20 protein-coding genes and 1 tRNA gene are annotated in these 22,962 nt (G+C 71.0%); 13 read left to right on the top strand and 8 right to left on the bottom strand.

From position 1 onward, the window contains the following. Positions 1-226: 226 nt before the first annotated feature. Complete coding sequence (locus tag AC07AL_RS05945; protein ID WP_478316963.1) at positions 227-1,078, top strand: alpha/beta fold hydrolase; 852 nt, start codon at positions 227-229, stop codon at positions 1,076-1,078. Positions 1,079-1,176: 98 nt separating this feature from the next. Here the strand turns inward: AC07AL_RS05945 and AC07AL_RS05940 are convergent, their stop codons facing one another. Both AC07AL_RS05940 and AC07AL_RS05935 read right to left on the bottom strand, forming a co-directional pair. Further along, positions 1,177-1,578, bottom strand: coding sequence for a hypothetical protein (locus AC07AL_RS05940; RefSeq protein WP_478316961.1), 402 nt, complete (start codon positions 1,576-1,578; stop codon positions 1,177-1,179). Between the two features lie 233 nt (positions 1,579-1,811). After that, positions 1,812-2,474, bottom strand: a complete 663-nt coding sequence (locus tag AC07AL_RS05935; RefSeq protein WP_478316960.1) for an O-methyltransferase — start codon at positions 2,472-2,474, stop codon at positions 1,812-1,814. A 70-nt stretch (positions 2,475-2,544) separates the two neighbouring features. Between AC07AL_RS05935 and AC07AL_RS05930 the strand changes: the two genes are divergently transcribed. Next, positions 2,545-3,237, top strand: a complete 693-nt coding sequence (locus AC07AL_RS05930) for a TetR/AcrR family transcriptional regulator (RefSeq protein WP_400988452.1) — start codon at positions 2,545-2,547, stop codon at positions 3,235-3,237. Between the two features lie 33 nt (positions 3,238-3,270). Here the strand turns inward: AC07AL_RS05930 and AC07AL_RS05925 are convergent, their stop codons facing one another. Together AC07AL_RS05925 and polA are read right to left on the bottom strand one after the other, a co-directional pair. Next, positions 3,271-3,816, bottom strand: coding sequence for a GNAT family N-acetyltransferase (locus AC07AL_RS05925; protein WP_400988450.1), 546 nt, complete (start codon positions 3,814-3,816; stop codon positions 3,271-3,273). A 187-nt stretch (positions 3,817-4,003) separates the two neighbouring features. Then, positions 4,004-6,691, bottom strand: a complete 2,688-nt coding sequence (gene polA / locus AC07AL_RS05920; protein ID WP_478317027.1) for a DNA polymerase I — start codon at positions 6,689-6,691, stop codon at positions 4,004-4,006. Between the two features lie 321 nt (positions 6,692-7,012). Between polA and AC07AL_RS05915 the strand changes: the two genes are divergently transcribed. From AC07AL_RS05915 to AC07AL_RS05890, 6 genes are all read left to right on the top strand, one after another. Then, positions 7,013-7,477 carry a PaaI family thioesterase gene (locus AC07AL_RS05915; protein ID WP_363368771.1) on the top strand — a complete coding sequence of 155 codons (465 nt, stop codon included), beginning with the start codon at positions 7,013-7,015 and terminating at the stop codon, positions 7,475-7,477. Between the two features lie 591 nt (positions 7,478-8,068). Continuing rightward, positions 8,069-9,307: a branched-chain amino acid ABC transporter substrate-binding protein gene (locus AC07AL_RS05910; protein WP_363588910.1), complete on the top strand. Its 1,239-nt coding sequence runs from the start codon at positions 8,069-8,071 to the stop codon at positions 9,305-9,307. Between the two features lie 205 nt (positions 9,308-9,512). Next, positions 9,513-10,442: a branched-chain amino acid ABC transporter permease gene (locus tag AC07AL_RS05905; protein WP_063347149.1), complete on the top strand. Its 930-nt coding sequence runs from the start codon at positions 9,513-9,515 to the stop codon at positions 10,440-10,442. A gap of 5 nt (positions 10,443-10,447) precedes the next feature. Beyond that, positions 10,448-12,376, top strand: a complete 1,929-nt coding sequence (locus tag AC07AL_RS05900) for a branched-chain amino acid ABC transporter permease (RefSeq protein WP_363588925.1) — start codon at positions 10,448-10,450, stop codon at positions 12,374-12,376. A gap of 8 nt (positions 12,377-12,384) precedes the next feature. After that, positions 12,385-13,206: an ABC transporter ATP-binding protein gene (locus AC07AL_RS05895; RefSeq protein ID WP_363588927.1), complete on the top strand. Its 822-nt coding sequence runs from the start codon at positions 12,385-12,387 to the stop codon at positions 13,204-13,206. Continuing rightward, positions 13,203-13,919 (top strand): ABC transporter ATP-binding protein, encoded by a 717-nt coding sequence (locus tag AC07AL_RS05890; protein WP_363618946.1) that lies wholly within the window; start codon positions 13,203-13,205, stop codon positions 13,917-13,919. The genes AC07AL_RS05895 and AC07AL_RS05890 overlap by 4 nt, the downstream gene beginning before the upstream one ends. A 74-nt stretch (positions 13,920-13,993) precedes the next feature. On the opposite strand, the gene AC07AL_RS05885 is transcribed toward AC07AL_RS05890, so the two are convergent. Beyond that, positions 13,994-14,650: an ANTAR domain-containing response regulator gene (locus AC07AL_RS05885; protein ID WP_063347151.1), complete on the bottom strand. Its 657-nt coding sequence runs from the start codon at positions 14,648-14,650 to the stop codon at positions 13,994-13,996. Positions 14,651-14,744: 94 nt separating this feature from the next. Between AC07AL_RS05885 and AC07AL_RS05880 the strand changes: the two genes are divergently transcribed. Continuing rightward, positions 14,745-14,827: transfer RNA gene (locus AC07AL_RS05880), tRNA-Leu, on the top strand. A gap of 82 nt (positions 14,828-14,909) precedes the next feature. On the opposite strand, the gene AC07AL_RS05875 is transcribed toward AC07AL_RS05880, so the two are convergent. The 3 genes from AC07AL_RS05875 to pyk form a co-directional block, all read right to left on the bottom strand. Next, positions 14,910-15,209: a helix-turn-helix domain-containing protein gene (locus tag AC07AL_RS05875; RefSeq protein ID WP_350881736.1), complete on the bottom strand. Its 300-nt coding sequence runs from the start codon at positions 15,207-15,209 to the stop codon at positions 14,910-14,912. Next, on the bottom strand, positions 15,206-15,565 hold the full coding sequence (locus AC07AL_RS05870) for a type II toxin-antitoxin system RelE/ParE family toxin (RefSeq protein WP_363588913.1): 360 nt from the start codon (positions 15,563-15,565) through the stop codon (positions 15,206-15,208). Before AC07AL_RS05870 ends, AC07AL_RS05875 begins: the two co-directional genes overlap by 4 nt. A 110-nt stretch (positions 15,566-15,675) precedes the next feature. Then, entirely contained in the window at positions 15,676-17,106 is a 1,431-nt protein-coding gene (pyk, locus tag AC07AL_RS05865; protein ID WP_363588915.1) for a pyruvate kinase, read from the bottom strand. 281 nt (positions 17,107-17,387) lie between these two features. On the opposite strand from pyk, the gene AC07AL_RS05860 reads away from it, so the two are divergent. From AC07AL_RS05860 to AC07AL_RS05845, 4 genes are all read left to right on the top strand, one after another. After that, a complete protein-coding gene (locus AC07AL_RS05860; protein WP_063347154.1) occupies positions 17,388-18,464 on the top strand; it encodes a hypothetical protein in 1,077 nt (358 codons plus the stop codon). Between the two features lie 8 nt (positions 18,465-18,472). Further along, positions 18,473-20,104 carry a VWA domain-containing protein gene (locus tag AC07AL_RS05855; RefSeq protein ID WP_400812002.1) on the top strand — a complete coding sequence of 544 codons (1,632 nt, stop codon included), beginning with the start codon at positions 18,473-18,475 and terminating at the stop codon, positions 20,102-20,104. Then, positions 20,091-20,675, top strand: a complete 585-nt coding sequence (locus AC07AL_RS05850; protein WP_478316955.1) for a hypothetical protein — start codon at positions 20,091-20,093, stop codon at positions 20,673-20,675. The genes AC07AL_RS05855 and AC07AL_RS05850 overlap by 14 nt, the downstream gene beginning before the upstream one ends. A 267-nt stretch (positions 20,676-20,942) precedes the next feature. Further along, positions 20,943-22,775 (top strand): bifunctional metallophosphatase/5'-nucleotidase, encoded by a 1,833-nt coding sequence (locus AC07AL_RS05845; RefSeq protein ID WP_363588921.1) that lies wholly within the window; start codon positions 20,943-20,945, stop codon positions 22,773-22,775. Positions 22,776-22,962 lie beyond the last annotated feature (187 nt).

Here is a 22,962-nt window from a genome sequence, read left to right as displayed (position 1 = left end):
CGCGAAAACCCGAGACGCCCCCCCCCCCCCCCCTTCCCCCCCCCCAACCCCCCCCCCCCCCCCCCCCCCCCCCCCCCCCCCCCCCCCCCCCCCCCCCCGGGCCCTCGCGCCAAGGGCGAGCACCGGCGTCGGCCACCGCACCGCCCGCCACATCCGCCCGCCGAATCCGGCCACCCAACCCTATGATGTGATCGCCCTGTTGACGCGCTACCAACAGGAGCTGACCATGTCCTCACCCCTGCCCACCGCCGTTCGTCTGACCGTCGGCCGGCACACCTTCGACGGACTGGCCGCCGGGCCCGCCGACGGGGAGCTCGTCCTGCTGCTGCACGGGTTCCCCGAGTTCGCCGACTGCTGGAGCGCCGAGCTGACGGCCCTGGCCGCGGCCGGCTACCGCGCGGTGGCGGTGGACCAGCGCGGCTACTCCCCCGACGCCCGCCCCTCCGACATCGCGGACTACTCCGTCGAGCTGCTGGTCGCGGACGCGCTGGGCTTCGCCGACGCCCTGGACGCGCCGCGCTTCCACCTGGTCGCCCACGACTGGGGCGGCCTCGTCGCCTGGGCGCTGGCCTCCACCCACCCGGAGCGGCTGCACAGCCTGACCGTGCTCTCCACCCCGCACCCCGAGGCGCTCTACGAGGCCCTGAACAACGACAGCGACCAGCGCGAACGCTCCCAGTACATCAGGGAGTTCCGCCTTCCGGAGCACGTGGCCGAACAGGCCATGCTGGCCGACGACGCGGCCAGGCTGCGCGCGATCTACCGGGGCGCACTGCCGACGGACCAGGCCGAGTCCAACGTCCGACGGCTGACCGAGCCGGGCGTGCTGACGGCCGGGCTCAACTGGTACCGGGCGATCAACGAGGAACTCCGGGTGCCGGCCGGCGAGATCACCGTCCGCACGCTCTTCGTCTGGGGTACCGAGGACCGCGCTTTGGGCCGCGACGCCGCCGACCTGACGGCCAAGCACGTCAGCGCCCCGTACCGGTTCGTCGCGCTGGAGGGTGCCACCCACTGGCTGCCGGAGGCCGACGCCGAGCGGATCGTGCCGCTGCTCCTGGAGCACCTCGCGGGCTGACCCGGAGCAGTGTTCCCGGCGCGCCGCCCCACCGGCGCGCCGGTTTCGCCGCCCTCAGCCCGCCCTCAGCCCACCCTCAGCCCGCCCTCAGCCCGCCCTCAGCCCGTCCTCGGCGTGTTCCGGGATCGCGCCCAGCTCTCCGCCTGCTCCGGATCCCACAGGAAGCGGGCGCCGAACTCCTTCTCCTCGCCGGGTCCCGCCTCCGTCAACGCGCGCACCAGCGCCGGGCTGTAGACGGCGTGGACCCTGAAGTTCACCAGGAACCGACTCTTGATCACGATCCGCACGTAGCGACGGCTGTTGCCCCGATGACGTCCGGCCACGATGACGCAGTCACCGCCGTCGCCCCAGGCCGGCGGCGCGATCCACACCTTCGCCCCCGGCGCGAAGTGCCGCAGCCCCTTGCGGATCTCCGACCCGCCTTCGCCGTGACCGGTCTCCTGAGCGACATTGGCCACGAGGCACACGCCCAGCGGCTCCGGTCCGGTTGCGTCCGTCATGGCAGCCATGATCGCCTGACCGGACGCAGTGGCGCGCGCCCTTTTCCCAGGGCCGGGCCTCCGGGCCGTCGGCCGACGGCGACCGGCTCCGCCCGGGGGGCCACGTCGGCCTCATCCGGGCCGTCCACCCGCAGGGCATTCGTGAGTTGCCCACGCGTCACGACCGGTGTCGTACCGGGTTCCACCCCCACGCAGAAGGCGGTGCCCACAACCGATCACGACGCCACACGGGTCTAGAGGCGGCAGCTGATCTCCATTCCGTCCTCCACGGGGAACGTGACGCTCTGGTAGCCGTTGCGGGGGTCGCGGACGTAGTCGAGGTAGGGCGCGAGGGCCTCCAGGTCGACGTCGTCGGCGACGACGAGGGTGCCGGGCGCGAGGCGTGGTTCGAGGAGTCGCAGGACGGGCAGGCACAGGTCCTTCCAGCCGTCGAGGAGGACGAAGTCCGCGGAGCCGTCGACTGCGGCGAGGGTGTCGCGGGCGTCTCCTTCGAGGACGGTGATCAGGTCGTCCAGTCCCGTCTCGGTGAACGTCCGGCGGGCGGCCGCGGCCTTGGCGGCGCTCAGTTCCGTACTGATCACCCGCCCCGTCCCGTTGTCGCGCACCGCGGCGGCGAGATGGAGCGTGGAGATGCCGAAGGACGTGCCGAACTCGACGACGGTGGCGGGGCGGGTGGCCCGGATCAGGTTGTAGAGGAGGCGGCCGCCCTGGGCGGAAATCGGCATGTACACCTCGGCGTTGGCGTCGGCCTGCTCCTGCGGGCCGAGGGGCGCGGAGTTCTGGGGCCACGCCGCCCGGATCCGCCTGCTGGTCGCCTCGTCCTGCTCGGCATGCCGGAACATCCGGTCGAGGGCGGTGGCGACGCGGGGGTCTTCGAGGGTGTTGGTGGGTGTCATGGGCCTAGACTAGACGCACCGTTGCGTTGCGTCTAGCGGTTCTGGCCTACCCTGGCCCCAGGAGGCAGACATGGAACGAGGAAGTACGGCCGCCGCGGCGGCCGGGTCACAACCGGCGGCACGCCACCACGGCAACCGGCACGGCCGCAGCGAACAGGCCCGGCAGGCAGTGCTGGAGGCGGCCGACGACCTCTTGGTCGAGAAGGGCTTCACCGGCGTCACCATCGAGGGCATCGCCGCCCGGGCGGGCGTCGCCAAGCAGACCGTCTACCGCTGGTGGAAGACCAAGACCGACATCCTCCTGGACGCCTTCCTCCAGGACGCGACCGAAGCCCTGACCCCGCCGGACCACGGCGACCTGGCCCCGGACCTGCGCGCCCACCTGCGCCAACTGGCCCTGTTCCTCACCCGGTCCGACGCGGGCGCCGTCTTCAAGGCCCTCATCGGGCACGCCCAGCACGATCCCGCGTTCGCCGCCGCCCTGCGGTCCGGGTACCTCGACGAACAGCGCCGACGCGACCGGCTCCCGCTGGAACGCGCGGTGGAACGCGGCCAGCTCGCCGCCGGACTCGACATGGCGGCGGAGATCGACCAACTCGTGGGACCGCTCTACCACCGCGTCCTGGTGACGGCGGAACCCGTGGACCAGGCTTTCACCGACCGCCTCGTCGAGGCGTTCCTGCACCGCGCGAACGTAGCCGACGCCGCGGACGCCGCGGACACCGCGGACGCAGCCGACGCACGGGAGACGGGGAGCAGCTGACTCCGAAGGCGGGCCGGCGGGAGGTGACCGCGCTCAGTGACGAGGGGTTGCGGCGTACTGGTCCGACGACAACGCGAACACCCGCACTCGCCGACCGCCGGCGGGACTGACGGTCTCACGGGCCAGCTGCATCCCCAGTTTGGTCATGATCCGTTCGGAGGCGTCGTTGCCCACCTGAGTGATGCTGACGATCCGCTCCAGCCCTCGCTCCTCGAACGCGAACCGCACAGCCGCCGCAGCGGCCTCGGTGGCCAAGCCCCGCCCCCAGTGGGAGCGCCCCAGCCGCCAGCCGACCTCGACCGCCGGCAGTACCTCCGGCAGGAATTCGGGGACCGAGAGGCCGGTGAACCCGGCCAGCTCACCAGTGGACCGGATCTCCACGGCGAACAGGCCGAAGCCCTGCGCCTCCCACTCGCTCTCCCAGGCCTGGATCCCGCCGCGGGTCTGCTGTTCGTCACGGACGCTGCCGTCACGGATCCACCGCATGACCTCGGGGTCGGCATTGACGGCAGCCATGGGCGCGACGTCCTCCTCGCGCCAGCGACGCAGGATCAGACGCGGAGTCTCAAGCGTGACCATCGGATCATTCTGGACCGCCAAGGGGCTCTCCGCCATCCGCCGCTGCCCACCGCCGATCGTCGCGCCCGCTGCGCGACGGCCCGCGGGAGCGGAGCGGCGGGCCCGGACACCAGCCGTGTCCGGGCCCGCCGAGAACCGCACCGCCGAACCGCACCGCAGCCCTGCACCGCCGAACCGCGCCGCCGGATCAGTGCGCGGCGGCCTCCCAGTTGGCGCCGACGCCCACCGAGACGTCCAGCGGGGCGCGCAGCGGGTAGGCGCCGGCCATCTGCTCGCGGACGATCGCCTCGACCTGCTCGCGCTCGCCCGGCGTCAGCTCCAGCACGATTTCGTCGTGCACCTGGAGCAGCATCCGGGAGGTGAGGCCGGCGGCGCGCAGCGCCTCGTCCACCCGCAGCATGGCGATCTTGACGATGTCGGCGGCCGAGCCCTGGATCGGGGCGTTGAGGGCCATCCGCTCCGCCATCTCGCGGCGCTGGCGGTTGTCGCTGTTGAGGTCCGGCAGGTAGCGGCGGCGGCCGAGCAGCGTCTCGGTGTAGCCGGTGGCGCGGGCCTCGTCGACGACCCGGCGCAGGTAGTCGCGGACGCCGCCGAAGCGCTCGAAGTAGGTGTCCATCAGGCCCTGGGCCTCGCCGGGCTTGATGCCGAGCTGCTGCGAGAGCCCGTACGCGGACAGCCCGTAGGCGAGGCCGTAGGACATCGCCTTGATCTTGCGGCGCATCTCGGCGTCCACCGCGGTGCCCGGGACCTCGAAGACCTGGGAGGCGACGGTGGTGTGCAGGTCCTCGCCGGTGGCGAAGGCCTCCAACAGGGCCTCGTCCTCGGAGAGGTGGGCCATGATGCGCAGTTCGATCTGCGAGTAGTCGGCGGTGAGCAGCGACTCGTAGCCCTCGCCGACGACGAAGGCGCGGCGGATGGCGCGGCCCTCCTCGGTGCGGACGGGGATGTTCTGCAGGTTCGGGTCCTGCGAGGAGAGCCGGCCGGTGGCGGCGACCATCTGGTTGAAGGTGGTGTGGATGCGGCCCTTGGGCGAGACCGTCTTGAGCAGGCCCTCGACGGTGGTGCGCAGCTTGGCCTGGTCGCGGTGGCGCAGCAGGATGACCGGCAGTTCGTTGTCGGTCTGGGTGGCGAGCCAGGTGAGCGCGTCGGCGTCGGTGGTGTAGCCGGTCTTGATCTTCTTGGTCTTGGGGAGGGCGAGCTCGCCGAAGAGGATCTCCTGGAGCTGCTTGGGCGAGCCGAGGTTGAACTCGCGCCCGGCGGCGGCGTGCGCCTCCTCGACCACGCGCTGGATCTCGGTGGCGAACTGCGTCTCCAGGCTGGTGAGCCAGGGGCGGTCGGCGGCGATGCCGGTGCGCTCCATCCGGGCCAGCAGGGCGGCGATCGGCAGCTCCATGTCGCGCAGCAGCCCGGTGGCGCCGACCTCGGCGAGGCGGGTGTCGAAGAGCGCGGCGAGGTCGAGGACGGCGCGGGCCTGGAGCATGAGTGCCTGGGCGCCGGCCGCCGGGTCCTCCTCCGGGGCGTCGAAGGCGAGTTGGCCGTCCTCGGTGGCGGGGGCGGGGGTGAGCGAGCGGGCCAGGTACTCCTCGGCGAGCACCTCCAGGGTGAAGGTGCGGCGGCCGGGCTTCTCCAGGTAGGCGGCGAGGGCGGTGTCGGCGACGACGCCCTCGATGGCCCAGCCGCGCTCGGCGAAGGCCCGCATGACCTGCTTGGCGATGTGCAGGGCCTTGGGGGCGGCCGGGTCGGCGAGCCAGGCGGCGAAGGCCCGCTCGTCCTCCTCGGCGAGCTGCGCCGGGTCGAACCAGGCGGCGGACTCCCCTGCGGCCAGGGCGACTTCGGCGACCTCGCCGGTGCCGAGCGCCCACTGGTAGACCGCGGCGAGGGCGACCGGGGCCTTGGTGTCGGCAGCGTGCTCGCGCAGCCAGCCGGCCAGCGTGCCCGGGTCGGTGAGGAGTTCGCCGTCGACCTCGACGCCGGGGGCGAGTTCGGCCGCGGCCTCCTCCTCGCCGCCGGCCGGGTCGATGCCGTGGACGCGGTCGCGGAAGTTGGCGTTGCGGAACTCCAGCGACTCCATCAGCGTGCCGACGGCGGCCTTGTCGAACGGCGCGCGGGCCAGGTCGCCGACGCCGAGCGGGAGTTCGACGTCGCGGACGAGCTCGGTGAGGACGCGGTTGCGCTTGACCGAGTCGAGGTGTTCGCGCAGCTTCTCGCCGATCTTGCCCTTCACCTCGTCGGCGCGGGAGACGAGTTCGTCGAAGGAGCCGAACTGGTTGACCCACTTGGCGGCGGTCTTCTCGCCGACGCCGGGGATGCCGGGCAGGTTGTCGGACGGGTCGCCGCGCAGGGCGGCGAGGTCCGGGTACTGGCGCGGGGTGACGCCGTACTTCTCGGCGACCTTCTCCGGGGTGTAGCGGGTGAGCTCGGAGACGCCCTTGGTCGGGTAGAGCACGGTGATGTGGTCGGTGACCAGTTGGAGGGAGTCGCGGTCGCCGGTGACGATGTCGACGTCGTAGCCGGCCGCCTCGGCGGCGGTGGCCAGGGTGGCGATGATGTCGTCGGCCTCGAAGCCCTCGGCCGTCAGCCGGGGGACGTTCATCGCGTCGAGCAGTTCGCCGATCAGGCCGATCTGGCTGCGGAACTCGTCCGGCGTCTTGGCGCGGTTGGCCTTGTAGTCGGGGAACTCGACGGAGCGGAAGGTCTGCCGGGAGAGGTCGAAGGCGACGGCGAGGTGGGTGGGCTGCTCGTCCCGGACGGTGTTGGCGAGCATCGAGGCGAAGCCGTAGACCGCGTTGGTGGGCTGGCCGGTGGAGGTGTTGAAGTTCTCCACGGGCAGGGCGTAGAAGGCCCGGTAGGCCATCGAGTGCCCGTCGAGCAGCATCAGCCGGGGCCGCGGGCCGGCCCCGCCGCCACCCGTCGCGCCCTTGTCCGTACTCTGCGTAGCCACGTCAACGTCCCGTTCCTGCCGATTCCACTACCGGCCACCGATCCTATGGCCCGGCACCGACAAAAGGGGCGCCGTGCCGATCGGGCGCCGTGCCGATCGGGCGCGGGGCGCGGGCGGCGGGGGCGCGCCGGGGGCCGCCGTGCCCGGGGCGTCCGTTGACACGCCCCGACCCCGGACACGGCCGCTACCGCCGAGTAGGACGGTCGTACGATCACAGGCAGCACGATGACGATCCCCGAGCGGCAGGAGTTCCCCATGACCGACGCGGCCCCCGACGCGGCCCCCGTCCTGAAGGTCCCGCAGGACGTGCTGGACCACTTCGCCAAGCTCGGCGTCGACCCGCAGACCTTCTCCGGCGGCGCCCTCGGCGAGAAGCTCGGCATCCGGATCGTCGAGGCCTCCGGCGACCGGGTGGTCGGCACCATGCCGGTGGAGGGCAACCAGCAGCCGTACGGGCTGCTGCACGGCGGCGCGTCCGCGGCGCTGGCCGAGACGCTGGGCTCGATCGGCGCGATGCTGCACGCGGGCCCCGGCCGGTACGCGGTCGGGGTGGACCTCAACGCCACCCACCACCGCTCGGCCACCTCCGGGCTGGTCACCGGGGTGGCGACGGCGGTGTTCAAGGGCCGCACCGCCGCCACGTACGAGATCGCGATCACCGACGACACCGGCAAGCGGGTCACCAGCTGCCGGCTGACCTGCATGCTGCGCGACCTCTGACCCCGCGCCGGGACCCTTCCCGGTGCCGACGGATCATCAAATCCCTTGACCGCCCCCTTGTTTGACCTTCCGCCACCCTGGGCAGGCGTTGGTCTGGACAAGGGGGCGGCGGCATGTCCGGGCGCGGCCGACGCGGCAGCATGCCCGGAATCCGCGCAGGTAACGCTACGTAACAAGTAGGAAATCCGAGCAATGGCCCGCTCCGAGGCTCGCAGGCGGCCCGGAGTTCCTTCGCCATGCCCTCGCTGTCCGAAATCCGGACGAGCATGACCGGAACAAGTGAATCGGACACGGGCGTCCGACTATCGACCAAGCCAGCTGCAACCCCCATTTCCGGCCCTTACATCGCCCCAACAGCCCCTAAACGCCCTACATCGGCGGATCGCTCGCGCCAAAACGACCACATGCTGAGACAACTGCTCTGTGTGCTCATAACAAGAGAATCACAGCCTCGCCACACCACTGCCCGAGTCGCCCAGAGGCATCTAGAGTCACGGCCAGTCACCGCGCCAACGGATTGGGCCCGGCCCTCCGCGCATCCCGGCTCCCGCCAACTCAGGCGCGGCGCCTCCCGAACCGAAGGGGACCCTCGTGCGTCACCGTTCCGCAATTGTCGTGAGCATTGCCGTGATCGGCGCCCTGAGCCTCAGCGCGTGCGGCTCCCGCGACGACAAGAAGTCCGCCGACGGAGGCAGCGGCAACAGCGGCTCCGCCACCACCGTCACCATCGGCATCGACGCCCCGCTCACCGGCGACCTCTCCGCCATCGGCATCGGCATCCGCAACTCCGTCGACCTCGCGGTCAAGAAGGCCAACGAGCAGAACGAGGTCCCCGGCGTCAAGTTCCAGGTCAAGGCCCTCGACGACACCGCCAAGCCCGGCCCCGGCCAGCAGAACGCCACCCAGCTCGTCGCCGACAACAGCGTCCTCGGCGTCGTCGGCCCGCTCAACTCCAGCGTCGCCCAGTCGATGCAGCAGATCTTCAACGACGCCAACCTCGTCGAGATCTCCCCCGCCAACACCGGCGTCGCCCTCAGCCAGGGCGAGAAGTGGGTCACCGGCGAGAAGAAGCGCCCCTTCAAGACCTACTTCCGCACCGCCACCACCGACGCCGTCCAGGGCCCCTTCGCCGCCCAGTTCCTCGCCAAGGACGCCAAGAAGTCCAAGGTCTTCCTCATCGACGACCAGAAGACCTACGGCGCCGGCCTCGCCGCCACCTTCAAGGCCGAATTCACCAAGCAGGGCGGCAACATCGTCGGCGAGGAGCACGTCAACCCCGACGACCGCGACTTCTCCGCCATCGTCACCAAGGTCAAGACCTCCGGCGCCGAAGCCGTCTACTACGGCGGCGAGTACCCCGCCGCCGGCCCGCTCTCCCTCCAGCTCAAGGACGCCGGCGTCAACATCCCGCTGATGGGCGGCGACGGCATGCAGAGCGCCGACTTCATCAAGCTCAACCCCAAGAGCGCCGGCGACTACGCCACCGCCGTCGGCGGCGCCGTCGAGCAACTCCCCACCGCCGCCAAGTTCATCGCCGACTACAAGGCCGCCGGCTACAAGGACCCCTACGAGACCTACGGCGGCTACTCCTACGACAGCGGCTGGGCCATCATCCAGGCCGTCAAGGCCGTCGCCGCCGCCAACAACGGCAAGCTGCCCGCCAACCCGCGCGCCGCCGTCGTCGACGCCGTCCAGAAGGTCTCCTTCGACGGCGTCACCGGCAAGGTCTCCTTCGACGAGTTCGGCGACACCACCAACAAGCAACTCACCGTCTACACCGTCAAGGACGGCAAGTGGACCGTGGAGAAGACCGGCACCTTCAACGGCTGAGCCTCCAGCGGCTGGGCCTTCAACGGCTGAGCCCTCGACAGCTGGGCCTCCAGCGGCTCAGCCCTCGACGGCTGAACCTCAACCGCTGAGCCGGCCCGCACCACCTTCCAGCAGCACAGCGCGCGGGGGCGCCACGAGTGCCCCCGCGCGCCCCCACATCCACCACCCACGCGGACAACCCCGAACGCACTACGGAGGCCCAGCGGTGCACGACCTACCGCAGCAGCTGGCCAACGGCCTGATCCTCGGCGCCCTCTACGGACTCGTCGCGATCGGCTACACGATGGTCTACGGCATCGTCCAGCTCATCAACTTCGCCCACGGCGAGATCGTCATGGTCGGCGGCTTCGGCGCCCTGACCGCCTACCTCGCCCTCCCCGGCGGCACCACCCTGTGGCTGGCCCTGCCGCTCATGCTGATCGCCGGCATCCTGGTCTCCACCCTCACCGCCGTCGCCGCCGAGCGCTTCGCCTACCGGCCCCTGCGCAACGCCCCCCGACTCGCCCCCCTCATCACCGCGATCGGGCTGTCCATCTTCCTCCAGCAACTCGTCTTCTCCTTCTACCCCGACGCCAAGAAGGCCCGGGTCTTCCCCAAGATCCCCGGCGACCCCTTCAGCCTCGGCTCCGTCACCATCCAGCGCAGCGACCTCTTCCTGCTCATCGCCGCCCCGCTGTGCATGCTCGCCCTCGGCTGGTTCGTCACCCGCACCCGCTCCGGCCGCGCCATGCAGGCCACCAGCCAGGACCCCGACACCGCCAAGCTCATGGGCATCGACACCGACCGCATCATCGTCATGGCCTTCGCCATCGGCGCCGCGTTCGCCGCCGTCGCCGCCGTCGCCTACGGACTGCGCAGCGGCCAGGTCGACTTCCGCATGGGCTTCATCCTCGGCCTCAAGGCCTTCACCGCCGCCGTCCTCGGCGGCATCGGCAACATCTACGGAGCCATGCTCGGCGGCATCGCCCTCGGCCTCGCCGAAAGCCTCGCCACCGGCTACATCCAGCACCTCCCCGGCATGCACCTCTTCGGAGGCGGCGCCTGGAAGGACGTCTGGGCCTTCGTACTCCTCATCCTCGTGCTCCTCGTCCGGCCCCAGGGCCTGCTCGGCGAGCGCGTCGCGGACAGGGCGTGACCACCATGACCACCACCACCGAAACCACCCCGGTCATCCCCCTGCCGGCCCGCGCCGCCACCGCCCTCACCGGCCTCGGCGCCCTCACCACCGCCGCCTCCGCCGCCCTCCCCTGGACCTGGACCTCCGACTTCCCCGGCGACCTCACCTACACCGGCTCACCCGCCGGCCTCCAATGGCTCGCCCTCGCCGCCGGACTCCTCACCCTCCTCCTGCTCCTCGCCACCCACGGCACCCCCGGCCTGCGCTGGGCCGCCCCCACCCGCAGCCACAACGCCGTCCTCTACACCGCCACCGGCGCCCTCGCCGTCAGCGTCTTCTCCGTCGCCGCCATCGCCACCGAACTCGGCGGCCTCGCCAACCTCGAAGCCGGCGGCTGGATCCTCGCCGCCGGCGGCCTCCTCACCGTCCTCGGCGCCCTCGGCCTCCCCCTCGACCGCCGCACCCGCGTCCCGCTGCGCATCCTCGACAAGCGCCTCTTCCTGCTCGTCCCCGTCGCCCCCGCCGGCTGGTTCGCCGCCCACGCCATCCCCGGCGACCAGCCCGTCGCCCCCGTGATGACCGCCCTCGCGGGAGCCCTCGCCATCGCCGCCGGCGTCGTCCTGCTGCTCCAGCTCGGCCACCTCGCCCACACCTGGCTGCGCCTGGGCACCGTCGACCGGCCCCTGCCCGCGCCGCGCCAACTCCCCTCCTGGGCCGAAGTCCTGATCATCGTCCTGGCCTTCGGCCTCGGACTGTTCACGATCACCTTCGGCATCGACACCGAGTACGGCGAACTCTTCATCGGCTACCTGCTGCTCGCCGCCCTCGTCGTCCCCGCCCTCACCCGGTCCGGCCTGCTCGCCCGGCTGCGCGCCCTGACCGTCAAGCACCGCCCCGTCACCACCGGCGCCGCCTTCGCCGCCGCCGCCAGCTTCCCCTTCACCCAGACGAGCGACCAGTACACGTCCGTCGCCACCAACATCCTGATCTTCGCCACCGTCGCCCTCGGCCTCAACATCGTCGTCGGCCTCGCCGGCCTGCTCGACCTCGGCTACGTCGCCTTCCTCGGCGTCGGCGCCTACGCCGCCGCCCTGGTCTCCGGCTCCCCCGCCTCCCCCATCCACGTCCAGTTCCCGTTCTGGGCCGCGATGCTCACCGGCGCCGCCGTCTCCATGGTCTTCGGCGTCCTCATCGGCGCCCCCACGCTGCGCCTGCGCGGCGACTACCTCGCCATCGTCACCCTCGGCTTCGGCGAGATCTTCCGCATCACCATGCTCAACCTCAACGGCACCACCGGCCCCAAGGTCACCAACGGCTCCAACGGCATCCCCCGGATCCCCGACCTGGAGATCCTCGGCTTCGACCTCGGCAAGCCGCACACCGTCGCCGGCATCGAGCTCGGCCGCTTCTCCAACTACTACCTGCTGATGCTCCTCGTCACCGCCCTGGTCGTGCTCGTCTTCGCCCGGGTCGGCAACTCCCGCATCGGCCGCGCCTGGGTCGCCATCCGCGAGGACGAGACCGCCGCCGAGGCCATGGGCATCAACGGCTTCCGCCTCAAGCTCCTCGCCTTCGCCCTCGGCGCCTGCCTCGCCGGCCTCGCCGGCACCGTCCAGGCCCACGTCAGCTACACCGTCACCCCCGACCAGTACACCTTCGCCGAGGCCCTCCCGCCCAACTCCGCGTTCCTGCTCGCCGCCGTCATCCTCGGCGGCATGGGCACCATCAGCGGGCCCCTCGCCGGCGCCACCCTCCTCTTCCTCATCCCCAAGAAGCTCGAATTCCTCTCCGACTACCAGCTGCTCGCCTTCGGCGCCGCCCTCATCATCCTGATGCGCGTCCGCCCCGAGGGCCTCATCCCCAACCGGCGCCGCCAACTGGAGTTCCACGAGGCCGCCATCCCGGCCCAGCCCGCCGGCGACGGCGCCGCACTCACCAAGGCAGGGGCGTGACCACCCAGATGACCACCACCGCCACACCCCTGCTCGAAGTCACCGGCGTCACCATGCGCTTCGGCGGCCTCACCGCCGTCAACGACGTCAGCCTCACCGTCGGCGAAGGCGAGATCATCGGCCTCATCGGCCCCAACGGCGCCGGCAAGACCACCTTCTTCAACTGCCTCACCGGCCTCTACGTCCCCACCGAGGGCGCCGTCCGCTACCGCGGCACCCTCCTGCCGCCCAAGCCCCACCTCGTCACCCAGGCCGGCATCGCCCGCACCTTCCAGAACATCCGGCTCTTCGCCAACATGACCGTCCTGGAGAACGTCCTCGTCGGCCGCCACACCCGCACCAAGGAAGGCATCTTCTCCGCCATCCTCCGCGGCCCCGGCTACCACCGCGCCGAAAACGAGAGCCGCGAGAAGGCCATGGAACTCCTCGCCTTCACCGGCCTCGCCGACAAGGCCGACCACCTCGCCCGCAACCTCCCCTACGGCGAACAGCGCAAGCTGGAGATCGCCCGCGCCCTCGCCTCCGACCCCGGCCTCCTGCTGCTCGACGAACCCACCGCCGGCATGAACCCCCAGGAGACCCGCGCCGCCGAGGAACTCGTCTTCGCCATCCGCGACCAGGGCGTCTCGATCCTCGTCATCGAGCACGACATGCGCTTCATCTTCAACCTCTGCGACCGCACCGCCGTCCTCGTCCAGGGGCAGAAGATCGTCGAAGGCGACCGCGAAACCGTCCAGAACGACGAACGCGTCATCACCGCCTACCTCGGCGCCCCGCTCGAAGGCACCACCCCCGCAGTCGCGGAGACCGTTACGGAGACCGACCAGTGACCGCACTCCTCGAGGTCGAGGACCTCCGCGTCGCCTACGGCAAGATCGAAGCCGTCAAGGGCATCAGCTTCACCGTCAACCAGGGCGAGGTCACCACCCTCATCGGCACCAACGGCGCCGGCAAGACCACCACCCTGCGCACCCTCTCCGGGCTCCTCAAACCCACCGCCGGACGCATCGCCTTCGACGGCCAGGACCTCACCGCCGTCCCCGCCCACAAGATCGTCGCCCTCGGCCTCGCCCACTCCCCCGAAGGCCGGCACATCTTCCCCCGCATGACCATCGAGGAGAACCTCCTCCTCGGCGCCTTCCTGCGCACCGACACCGCCGGCATCACCGCCGACGTCGACCGCGCCTACGACCTCTTCCCCATCCTCGGAGAACGCCGCCGCCAGGCCGCCGGCACCCTCTCCGGCGGCGAACAGCAGATGCTCGCCATGGGGCGGGCCCTGATGTCCCAGCCCAAACTGCTCATGCTCGACGAGCCGTCCATGGGCCTGTCGCCGCTGATGATGCAGAAGATCATGGCGACCATCATCGAGCTCAAGGCCGCCGGCACGACCATCCTGCTCGTCGAACAGAACGCCCAGGCCGCCCTCTCCCTCTCCGACCGCGGCTACGTCATGGAGACCGGCCGCATCGTCCTCTCCGGGACGGGCGCCGACCTCCTGCACGACGAGTCCGTCCGCAAGGCCTACCTCGGCGAGGACTGACACCTCCACGCCTCCACGCCTCCACGCACGGAGGGCCCGGCAGACGAGATCTGCCGGGCCCTCCTCGCGTCCGTCTACTCGGACGCGTCCTCGTCCGCCTTCTTGCGGTCCTGGGCCGCGCCCTCCTCGATGACCGCCTCGGCCACCGCGGCCATCGTCATCCGACGGTCCATCGACGTCTTCTGGATCCACCGGAACGCCGCCGGCTCGTTCAGCCCGAACTTCGTCTGCAGCACGCCCTTCGCCCGGTCCACCAGCTTCCGGGTCTCCAGCCGCTGGGTGAGATCCGCGATCTCCTCCTCCAGCGTCCGCATCTCGGTGTACCGCGACACCGCCATCTCGATCGCCGGCACCAGATCCGCCTTGCTGAACGGCTTCACGATGTACGCCATCGCCCCGGCGTCCCGCGCCCGGTCCACCAGCTCCCGCTGCGAGAACGCCGTCAGCATCAGAACCGGCGCCAGGTGCTTCTCGTGGATCTGCTCGGCGGCGGAGAGCCCGTCCAGCACCGGCATCTTCACATCGAAGATCGCGAGGTCCGGCCGAAGCTCCTCCACCAGCTTCACCGCCGTGGCCCCGTCCCCGGCCTCACCGACGACGGTGTACCCCTCCTCTTCGAGCATCTCCTTGAGGTCGAGGCGGATCAGCGCCTCATCCTCGGCGATCACAATCCGGGTGATCTGGGGCGAATCGGTCTCAAGCGGCTGTGCCTGCTCGTCGGCGGTGCTCACGGGGCTCCTAGTTCCGGCGGGGTACTGCAATAAATGAGGGTACCTAGCAGCAGCTGCCCGCACACAGCCGGTATGCTCTGTCGGGACTGGCCCCGCCGGGTTGGTGGAACGGCATACACGGATGTCTCAAACACATCTGCCCGAGAGGGCTTGCGGGTTCGAATCCCGCACCCGGCACCCTACGCAACGCCCTCATTCGTCCGGCCTTCATCACGACGGATACTCCCGGAATCACCTGCATTCCACCCGTGCACCCGGCTCAGCTCGCCCTCTCCAAGGGCTCCAACTCGACAGTGAGCCGCATGCCCAGCGCCGCCGCGAGCCGTTCCAGCACCACGATGGTCGGCATCGTTCCGCCCGCCTCGAAGCGGGCCACGGCAGGCTGCTGCATACCAGCCGCCGCGGACAACTGGGTCTGGGTCATGCCGAGCGCCTCACGGCGCAGGCGGACGGCCTCCCCGAGTTCGAATCGGATCCGGGCCGCCTCGTAGGCCGCGCCCGCCCCCGGTCGGTTCAGGATCTCCTCGCGCAGAGCACGCCAGGACGTGCGTTCGCTCATCTCGCCCACTCCTCGTCCTCGTCAGCCGTGTGCTGCTCGGCCACGCAGCGACGCAGCGCCCGCCTCGCCCGGTCGACCTCCGCCGTCTCCCGCATCCGCGTCTTACGGAACACGGTCAGCAGGATGATCCTCCTGCCGGACGCGATCCAGTAGGTGATGCGCATGTCCAGCTCGTCCAGGTGGAAGCGCAGCTCCCGGAGCTTGCCGTCCAATTGCCTGGTGTGCGGTTCCCCGAGCAGGGGGCCGCGGGCGGCGAGCAGGTCGACGTAGAACGTCACCGTTTCCTGACCGTCGTGGCCCAGTCCGAGAATCCAGTCCCGGACCTCCGGCTCGAGCTCCACCTCTCCCCAAGTCATAACACGAATGTTATGGAGCCGCCAGGGCCGCCTCGCCCGGATCCGAGGACCGGCGGGCGACATCCCTCCGGATGAGGGATGCCGCCCACGAATGACCGTTCGGACTCCGGTCAGTTGTCCAGGGTCCCCACGTGGTGGACGCGGACGAGGTTGGTGGAGCCGGCGAGGCCGGGCGGGGAGCCGGCGGTGATGACGACGATGTCGCCCTTCTGGCAGCGGCCGAGCGACAGGAGGGCCGCGTCGACCTGTTCGACCATCTGGTCGGTGGTGGGGGCGAAGGGGCCGAGGAAGGTCTCGACGCCCCAGGTGAGGGCGAGTTGGCTGCGGACGGCGGGTTCGTAGGTGAAGGCGAGGACGGGGATGGGCGAGCGGTAGCGGGTCAGCCGGCGTGCGGTGTCGCCGGACTGGGTGAAGGCGATGAGGTACTTGGCGTGCAGGAAGTCGCCGATCTCGGCGGCCGCGCGGGCGACGGCGCCGCCCTGGGTGCGCGGCTTGTTGCCGGTGGTCAGGGGCGGCAGTCCGGCGGCGAGGATGTCGGTTTCGGCGGCCTCGATGATGCGGCTCATGGTCTTGACGGTCTCGACGGGGTACTTGCCGACGGAGGTCTCGCCGGAGAGCATCACGGCGTCGGTCCCGTCGAGGACGGCGTTGGCGACGTCGGAGGCCTCGGCCCGGGTGGGCCGGGAGGCGTTGATCATCGAGTCGAGCATCTGGGTGGCGACGATGACCGGCTTGGCGTTGCGCTTGGCGAGTTTGACGGCGCGCTTCTGGACGAGCGGGACCTGTTCGAGGGGCATCTCCACGCCCAGGTCGCCGCGGGCCACCATGATGCCGTCGAAGGCGTCGACGATGGATTCCAGGTTGTCGACCGCCTGCGGCTTCTCGATCTTGGCGATGACGGGGACGAGGCGCCCCTCCTCGGCCATGATCCGGTGGACGTCCTCGATGTCGCGGCCGCTGCGGACGAAGGAGAGCGCGATCAGGTCGGCGCCGGTGCGCAGGCCCCACCGCAGGTCGGCGACGTCCTTGTCGCTGAGTGCGGGGACGGAGACGGCGACGCCGGGGAGGTTGAGGCCCTTGTGGTCGGAGACGAGGCCGCCTTCGATGACGAGGCAGCGCACGCGCGGCCCGTCGACCTCGACGACCTCCAGGGTGACCCGGCCGTCGTCGACGAGGATGCGTTCGCCGCGGGTGACGTCGGCGGCGAGGCCGGGGTAGGTGGTGCCGCAGATGTCCTTGTCTCCGACGACGCCGTTGTCGGTGGAGATGGTGAACTCGTCGCCGCGTTCGAGAAGTACGGGGCCGTGGGCGAAGGTGTCGAGCCGGATCTTCGGGCCTTGAAGGTCGACGAGGATGCCGACGCTGCGGCCGCTCTCGTCGGCGGCCTTGCGGACGCGGCGGTAGCGTTCCTCGTGCTCGTCGTGGGTTCCGTGGCTGAGGTTGAAACGGGCGATGTCCATTCCGGCGTCGACCAGGGATTTGATCTGGTCGTACGAGTCGGTGGCCGGCCCGAGGGTGCAGACGATTTTTGCTCGGCGCATACTGCTGAGGGTAGGCATTACCGGCGCGTAACCACGACGCGGGTCCGGACGGCGGGATGACCTTTGCCGTAAGGCGAGTTGAACAATCTGACACATCCTCGGACCGGTGTGCGAGCAGCTGCCCGGGTGCCGTCGCCGTCCGGCCTTCCGATGCGAACCCGTGAAGGGGTGTTCACCCTTGGTTCACCGTCGGTTCGGCCGCCGCTCCCCGCCCGGCGGGACGCTCGTCACCCCCGGGTGACCACCCGGACGACGTAGCGGACGAGGGGGAGGCGTTCGGCATGAGACGCACTCTGGGGGTGTTGGCGGCGTTGGCCCTGCTGGGCGGGGTGACGTACGCGCTGATCCCGCAGGACGACCCGGGCGGCGACATCGTCACCGTCTCCGGCCTGATCGGTTCGGAGAAGCGCGACTTCTTCCAGGATCCGCAGGTCGTCGCCGAGTTGGCCAAGCAGGGCATGAAGGTGAACGCGGAGAGCATCGGCTCCTGGCTGATGGACGGCGACGCGAAGGACTTCGCGTTCCCGGCCAGTCAGCCACCGGCCGACAAGCTGCGCGTGGACTGGAACATCAAGGAGGTCCCGGTCCAGCCGTTCTACTCGCCGCTGGTGATCCTCGCGCACCGCCCGGTGGCGGACGTCCTGATGGGCAACGGCCTGGCCACCCTGGACCATTCCACCGGGCTGTGGACGTTCCGGATGGACGCCTACCTGGCCGCGCTGAAGGCCGGCCGCACCTGGCCGGACCTCGCGGGCGCGACCGAGCACGCGGAGTTGAAGGGCCCGGTGTTCCTCACCACCACCGACCCTGAGACGTCCTCCTCGGGGGCGCTGCACATCGCCCTGCTGTCGTACCTGCTGAACAACCGCCAGGTGGTCTACGACCAGGCCGGGATCGACGCCACCAAGGACGTGCTGCGCACGGCGACGGCGATCCAGGGCGGCCAGAAGAGCAGCAGCGACGAGCCGTTCAAGGCCTTCCTGGCCGGGGTCGGCAATCCGCTGGTGCTCGCGTACGAGTCGCAGGCCGCCGCGATGGTGCTGAAGGGCGAGTCGACCGGCGACATGGTGGTGCTGTACCCGGACACCACCATCTACACCGACCACACCATCGTCGGCCGCACGCCGAACGGCCGGCGGCTGGCCGCCCAGCTGCACGACAACGCCGAACTTCGTCGGCTGGAGGCGAAGTTCGGCTTCCGCCCGCAGGACGACCCGGACGCCTTCGCCGCGCTGGTGAAGGGCAAGACCCCGGTCCTGGCGCCCAATCTCGCGGCGGCGAAGGTCAACCAGCCGCAGATTCCCGTGCCCGACATCCTGACCAGGCTGATCAAGGCCGCCAAGGGGAAGGCTCAGTGAACTCCCGGATGAATAAGCACAGTTGGCCGGTCGCCGCGCTGGCGACCCTGCTGGCGGCCGCCGCCTGCACCTCCACCCCGCCGGGCCCGAAGCCGTCCGACCCGCCGGCCACGACGGCGCAGCCGGGGGTGCTGCGGGTGCTGGCCGGCAGCGAGTTGCAGGACCTGGCGCCGATCCTGGAGGACGCCAGGAAGGCGACCGGGGTGACGGTGCAGTTCTCCTGGACGGGCTCGCTGGACGGCGCGGACGCGGTGTCCTCGGGCCGGGCGGACGGCAAGTACGACGCGGTGTGGTTCCCGTCCAACCAGTACCTGCGACTGGATGACGCGGGGAAGTCGAAGGTGCTGTCGGAGACGCCGGTGATGGTGTCGCCGGTGGCGGTGGGGGTGCGGTCCTCGGTCCTCAACGAGCTCGGCTGGGGGGACGGTTCGAAGGTCTCCTGGGCGCAGGTCGGGGATGCGGCGTCGGCCGGGAAGCTGGCGTACGGGATGGCGGACCCGTCCCGGTCGAACTCGGGCTTCTCGACGCTGGTGGCGGTGGCCTCGGCGTTCTCGGGTGCGGGGGCGGCGCTGACCGAGGGGGACGTGCAGAAGGCGGCGCCGCAGTTGAAGCAGTTCTTCACCGGCCAGAAGCTGACGTCGGGCTCCTCGGGCTGGCTGGCGCAGGCCTACACCCGGGCGGAGCCGGGCAAGGTCGGGGCGCTGGTGAACTACGAGTCGGTGCTGCTGTCGATGAACAAGTCGCTGGCGGCGGACCAGCAGCTGACGGTGATCCGCCCGGTGGACGGGGTGGTGTCGGCGGACTATCCGCTGTCGCTGCTGTCCTCGTCCGCGCAGCGGGAGCGGGACTCCTTCCAGCGGTTGACGGCGTACCTGTTGAAGGAGGACGTGCAGAAACGGATCTCCGAGGTGACGCTGCGCCGCCCGGTGGCGCCGGGGGTGTCGCCGGCGGCCGGGCTGCCGGCGGACCGGCGCCGGGAGCTGCCGTTCCCGGGGAGCCGGGCGGTGGCGGACGGGCTGCTGGCCTCGTACCAGAACGAGCTGCGGCGGCCGTCGCGGACGGTGTACGTGCTGGACACCTCGGGATCGATGGAGGGTTCGCGGATCTCGGCGCTGAAGTCGGCGCTGGGCCGGTTGACGGGGGCGGACGACACCCGGGCGGTGCGCCGGTTCCGGGACCGCGAGGAGGTGACGCTGATCTCCTTCGCGTCGAAGGTGAAGTGGGCGAGGACGCACGCGGTGCCGGCCTCGGGAAGCAAGCCGGGCCCGGAGACGGAGCTGGCGTCGATCGACGCGGACGTGCAGTCGCTGGCGGCGTCGGGGGGTACGGCGCTGTACGACTCGCTGGAGGAGGCGTACCGGGTGATCGACCGGCAGCAGTCGGCGGCGGGGGACGACCGGTTCACGTCGATCGTGCTGATGACCGACGGGGAGAGCAACGAGGGGGCTTCGGACGGCGACTTCAAGCGGTTCCACGACGGGCTGCCGGCCGGGCAGAAGTCGATCCCGGTGTTCCCGATCAAGTTCGGGGAGGCGGCGGTGAGCCAGCTGCAGGGGATCGCGGACGTGAGCGGCGGCAAGCTGTTCGACGGGTCGGGTTCGCTGGACGGGGTGTTCGAGGAGATTCGTGGCTACCAGTGACGGGTTCGGCCGGCGGGTGCTGCGGTACCTGGAGTCGGCCCGGAACCTGGTCGGCTGCGGGGGCGGCGCGGTGGGACTGGGGCTGCACTTCGCCGGGCTGGGCGGGGCGTGGTGGCCGGCGGTGGTGGCGGGGCTGTACGGGGCGGGCGCGCTGCTGACGCCGGGCGCGCGGACGGACCCGCCCGTCGTGCCGCCCGTCGTCCTGCCCGTCGATCCGCTGGTGCCGCCGCTGCCGTCGGGGCCGTCGACGGCTTCCACGTCGACGCCCAGGCCGGACCCGGAGCCCGCGCCGGAGCCCGCACCGCGACCCGATCCCGAGCTCGCCGCGCTGGCCGACTACCTGGCCACGGTGCCGCTGCCGGATTCGGCCGGTGTGGCGGGCCTGCTGGCGGCGCTGCGCTCGGCGGAGCCGGGGCCGGTGCCCGAGGAGATCGTGCGGCACCGGCTGCCGGTGGCGGTGGCCGGCTACCTGCGGGCGCTGACCTGGCGGCCGTGGGCGGGGCCGGCCGCCCCGGATCCGGAGGCGGAGCTCGGCCGCGAGGTGCGCCGACTGGTCGCGGACCTGAACTGAGCGTCCTGCCCCCGAGGGTCCTGCCCCCGAGGAAACCGGACAGGGCCCGGCCGGGTCCCCTTACCACCCCGCCCTCCGCGCACCCCCGTCACGAACGAGTCGCCAAGATCTCACCTGCTGGAAACGTCGGAGGGCTATCCACCGGCCGGGCCCGCACGGCACACTTCTACGCGCGTCCTTCTACGCGCGTCGATGCGCTTCGGCACGCCACCCGAACACCAGTTGACGGACCATCGGCCCGTCAGTCCCCACCCGGGAGAGTCGTCCATGCCCCTGAACCGCCGTGACTTCGTCACCCGGTCCGCCGCCACCGCAGCCGGCGCCGCCCTGACCGGCGGAGCAGTCGTCGCCGCCGCCCCCGCCGCCGTGGCCGCCGAGCCGGCTCCGGCGGCCGCCAAGGGCAAGCGCAAGGGCCGCAAGCAGGCCTTCACCGTCATGGGCACCACCGACCTGCACGGCCGGGTGCTCAACTGGGACTACTTCACCGACGCCGTGTACGCCGACAAGGCGCACAACGACGTCGGCCTCGCCAAGATCTCCACCCTGGCCAACCAGGTCCGCGAGGAGAAGGGCTGGGACCGCTGCCTGCTGATCGACTCCGGCGACATCATCCAGGGCACCCAGCTGACCTACTACTACGCCCGGATCGAGCCGATCGCCACCGACGGCGACAACGTGCCCGACCACCCCATGGCCGTCGCCATGAACCTCATGGGCTACGACGCCGCCGCGCTCGGCAACCACGAGTTCAACTACGGCATCCCCACCGTGAAGGCCTTCGAGGACCAGCTGGAGTTCCCGCTGCTGGGCGCCAACGCGCTGCACGCGAAGAACGAGAAGCCGGCCTTCAAGCCGTACGTGATCAAGGAGGTGTGGCTGGACGAGGATACCCCTCTGAAGGTCGGCATCCTCGGCCTCACCAACCCGGGCATCGCGATCTGGGACAAGGCCAACGTCACCGGCAAGATGGTCTTCCCGGGCATCGTCGAGACGGCCGCCAAGTATGTGCCCCGGATGAAGGCCGCGGGCGCGGACGTCATCGTCGTCTCCGCCCACTCCGGCATCGACGAGCCGACCACCTACGGCGACCAGCTGCCCTGGCCCGAGGACGCCTCCGGCGAGATGGCCGAGACCGTTCCGGGCATCGACGCGGTGCTGGTGGGCCACACCCACAAGGAGGTGGCGCAGCGGCTGATCGTCAACAAGAAGACCGGCAGGACCGTGGTGCTCTCCGAGCCGCTGTGCTGGGGCCAGCGCCTGAGCTGCTTCGACTTCGACGTCGAGTTCGCCGACGGCGCGTGGAAGGTCCTCTCGGTGTCCTCGCGGGTGCTGAACTCCAACACCGTGCCGGAGAACCCGGAGATCGTGGACGCGCTGACCGAGCAGCACAAGAAGGTCGTGGCGTACGTCAACCAGCAGATCGGCACCTGCAAGACGGATCTGTCGATCGCCGAGGCGCGGTTCCGGGCGACCCCGATCATCGACCTGATCGGCCGGGTGCAGGCGGACGCGGTGAAGGCGGCGCTGGCGGGCGGGCAGTACGCCAACCTGCCGGTGCTGGCGCAGGCGGCGCCGTTCAACCGGACGGCGCTGATCCCGGCGGGCCAGGTGAAGCTGCGCGACGCGGCGGGTCTGTACATCTACGAGAACACGCTGGAGGCACGCGTCCTGACGGGCGCGCAGCTGAAGGACTACCTGGAGTTCTCGGCCAAGTACTACAACCAGCTGGCCCCGGGCGCGCCGGTCGACAAGGACGCGCTGACCGGCGCGGAGACCACGCCGGACTACAACTACGACTCGCTGTACGGGCTGAGCTACGACATCGACATCGCGCAGCCGAAGGGGCAGCGGATCGTCAACCTGTCGTTCCAGGGCAAGCCGATCGACCCGGCCGCGCAGTTCGTCCTGGCGGTCAACAACTACCGTGCCAACGGCGGCGGCAACTTCCCGCACGTGGCGCAGGCCAAGCTGGTCTGGTCGAACTCGGACGAGATCCGCAACACGATGATCGCCTGGGTGAAGGCCAAGGGCGTCATCGACCCGGCAGACTTCTTCACCGACTCCTGGCGCCTGGTGCGCGCCGGCCAGCCGGTGTTCTGAGCACCTCATCCGAAGGCCGTCGGGGGGGGGGGGGGGGGGGGGGGGCGGGGGGGGGGGGGGGGTTGGGGGGGGGGGGGGGGGGGGGGGGGGGGGGGGGGGGTGGGGGGGGAGGGGGGGGGGGGGGGGGGGGGGGAGGGGGGGGGAAGGGGGGGGGGAGGGGGGGGGGGGGGGCGGGAGGGGAGGGAAG

The sequence above is a fragment of the Kitasatospora sp. NPDC043949 genome (assembly GCF_056435365.1).
This window is presented reverse-complemented; position numbering and strand designations above follow the sequence as displayed.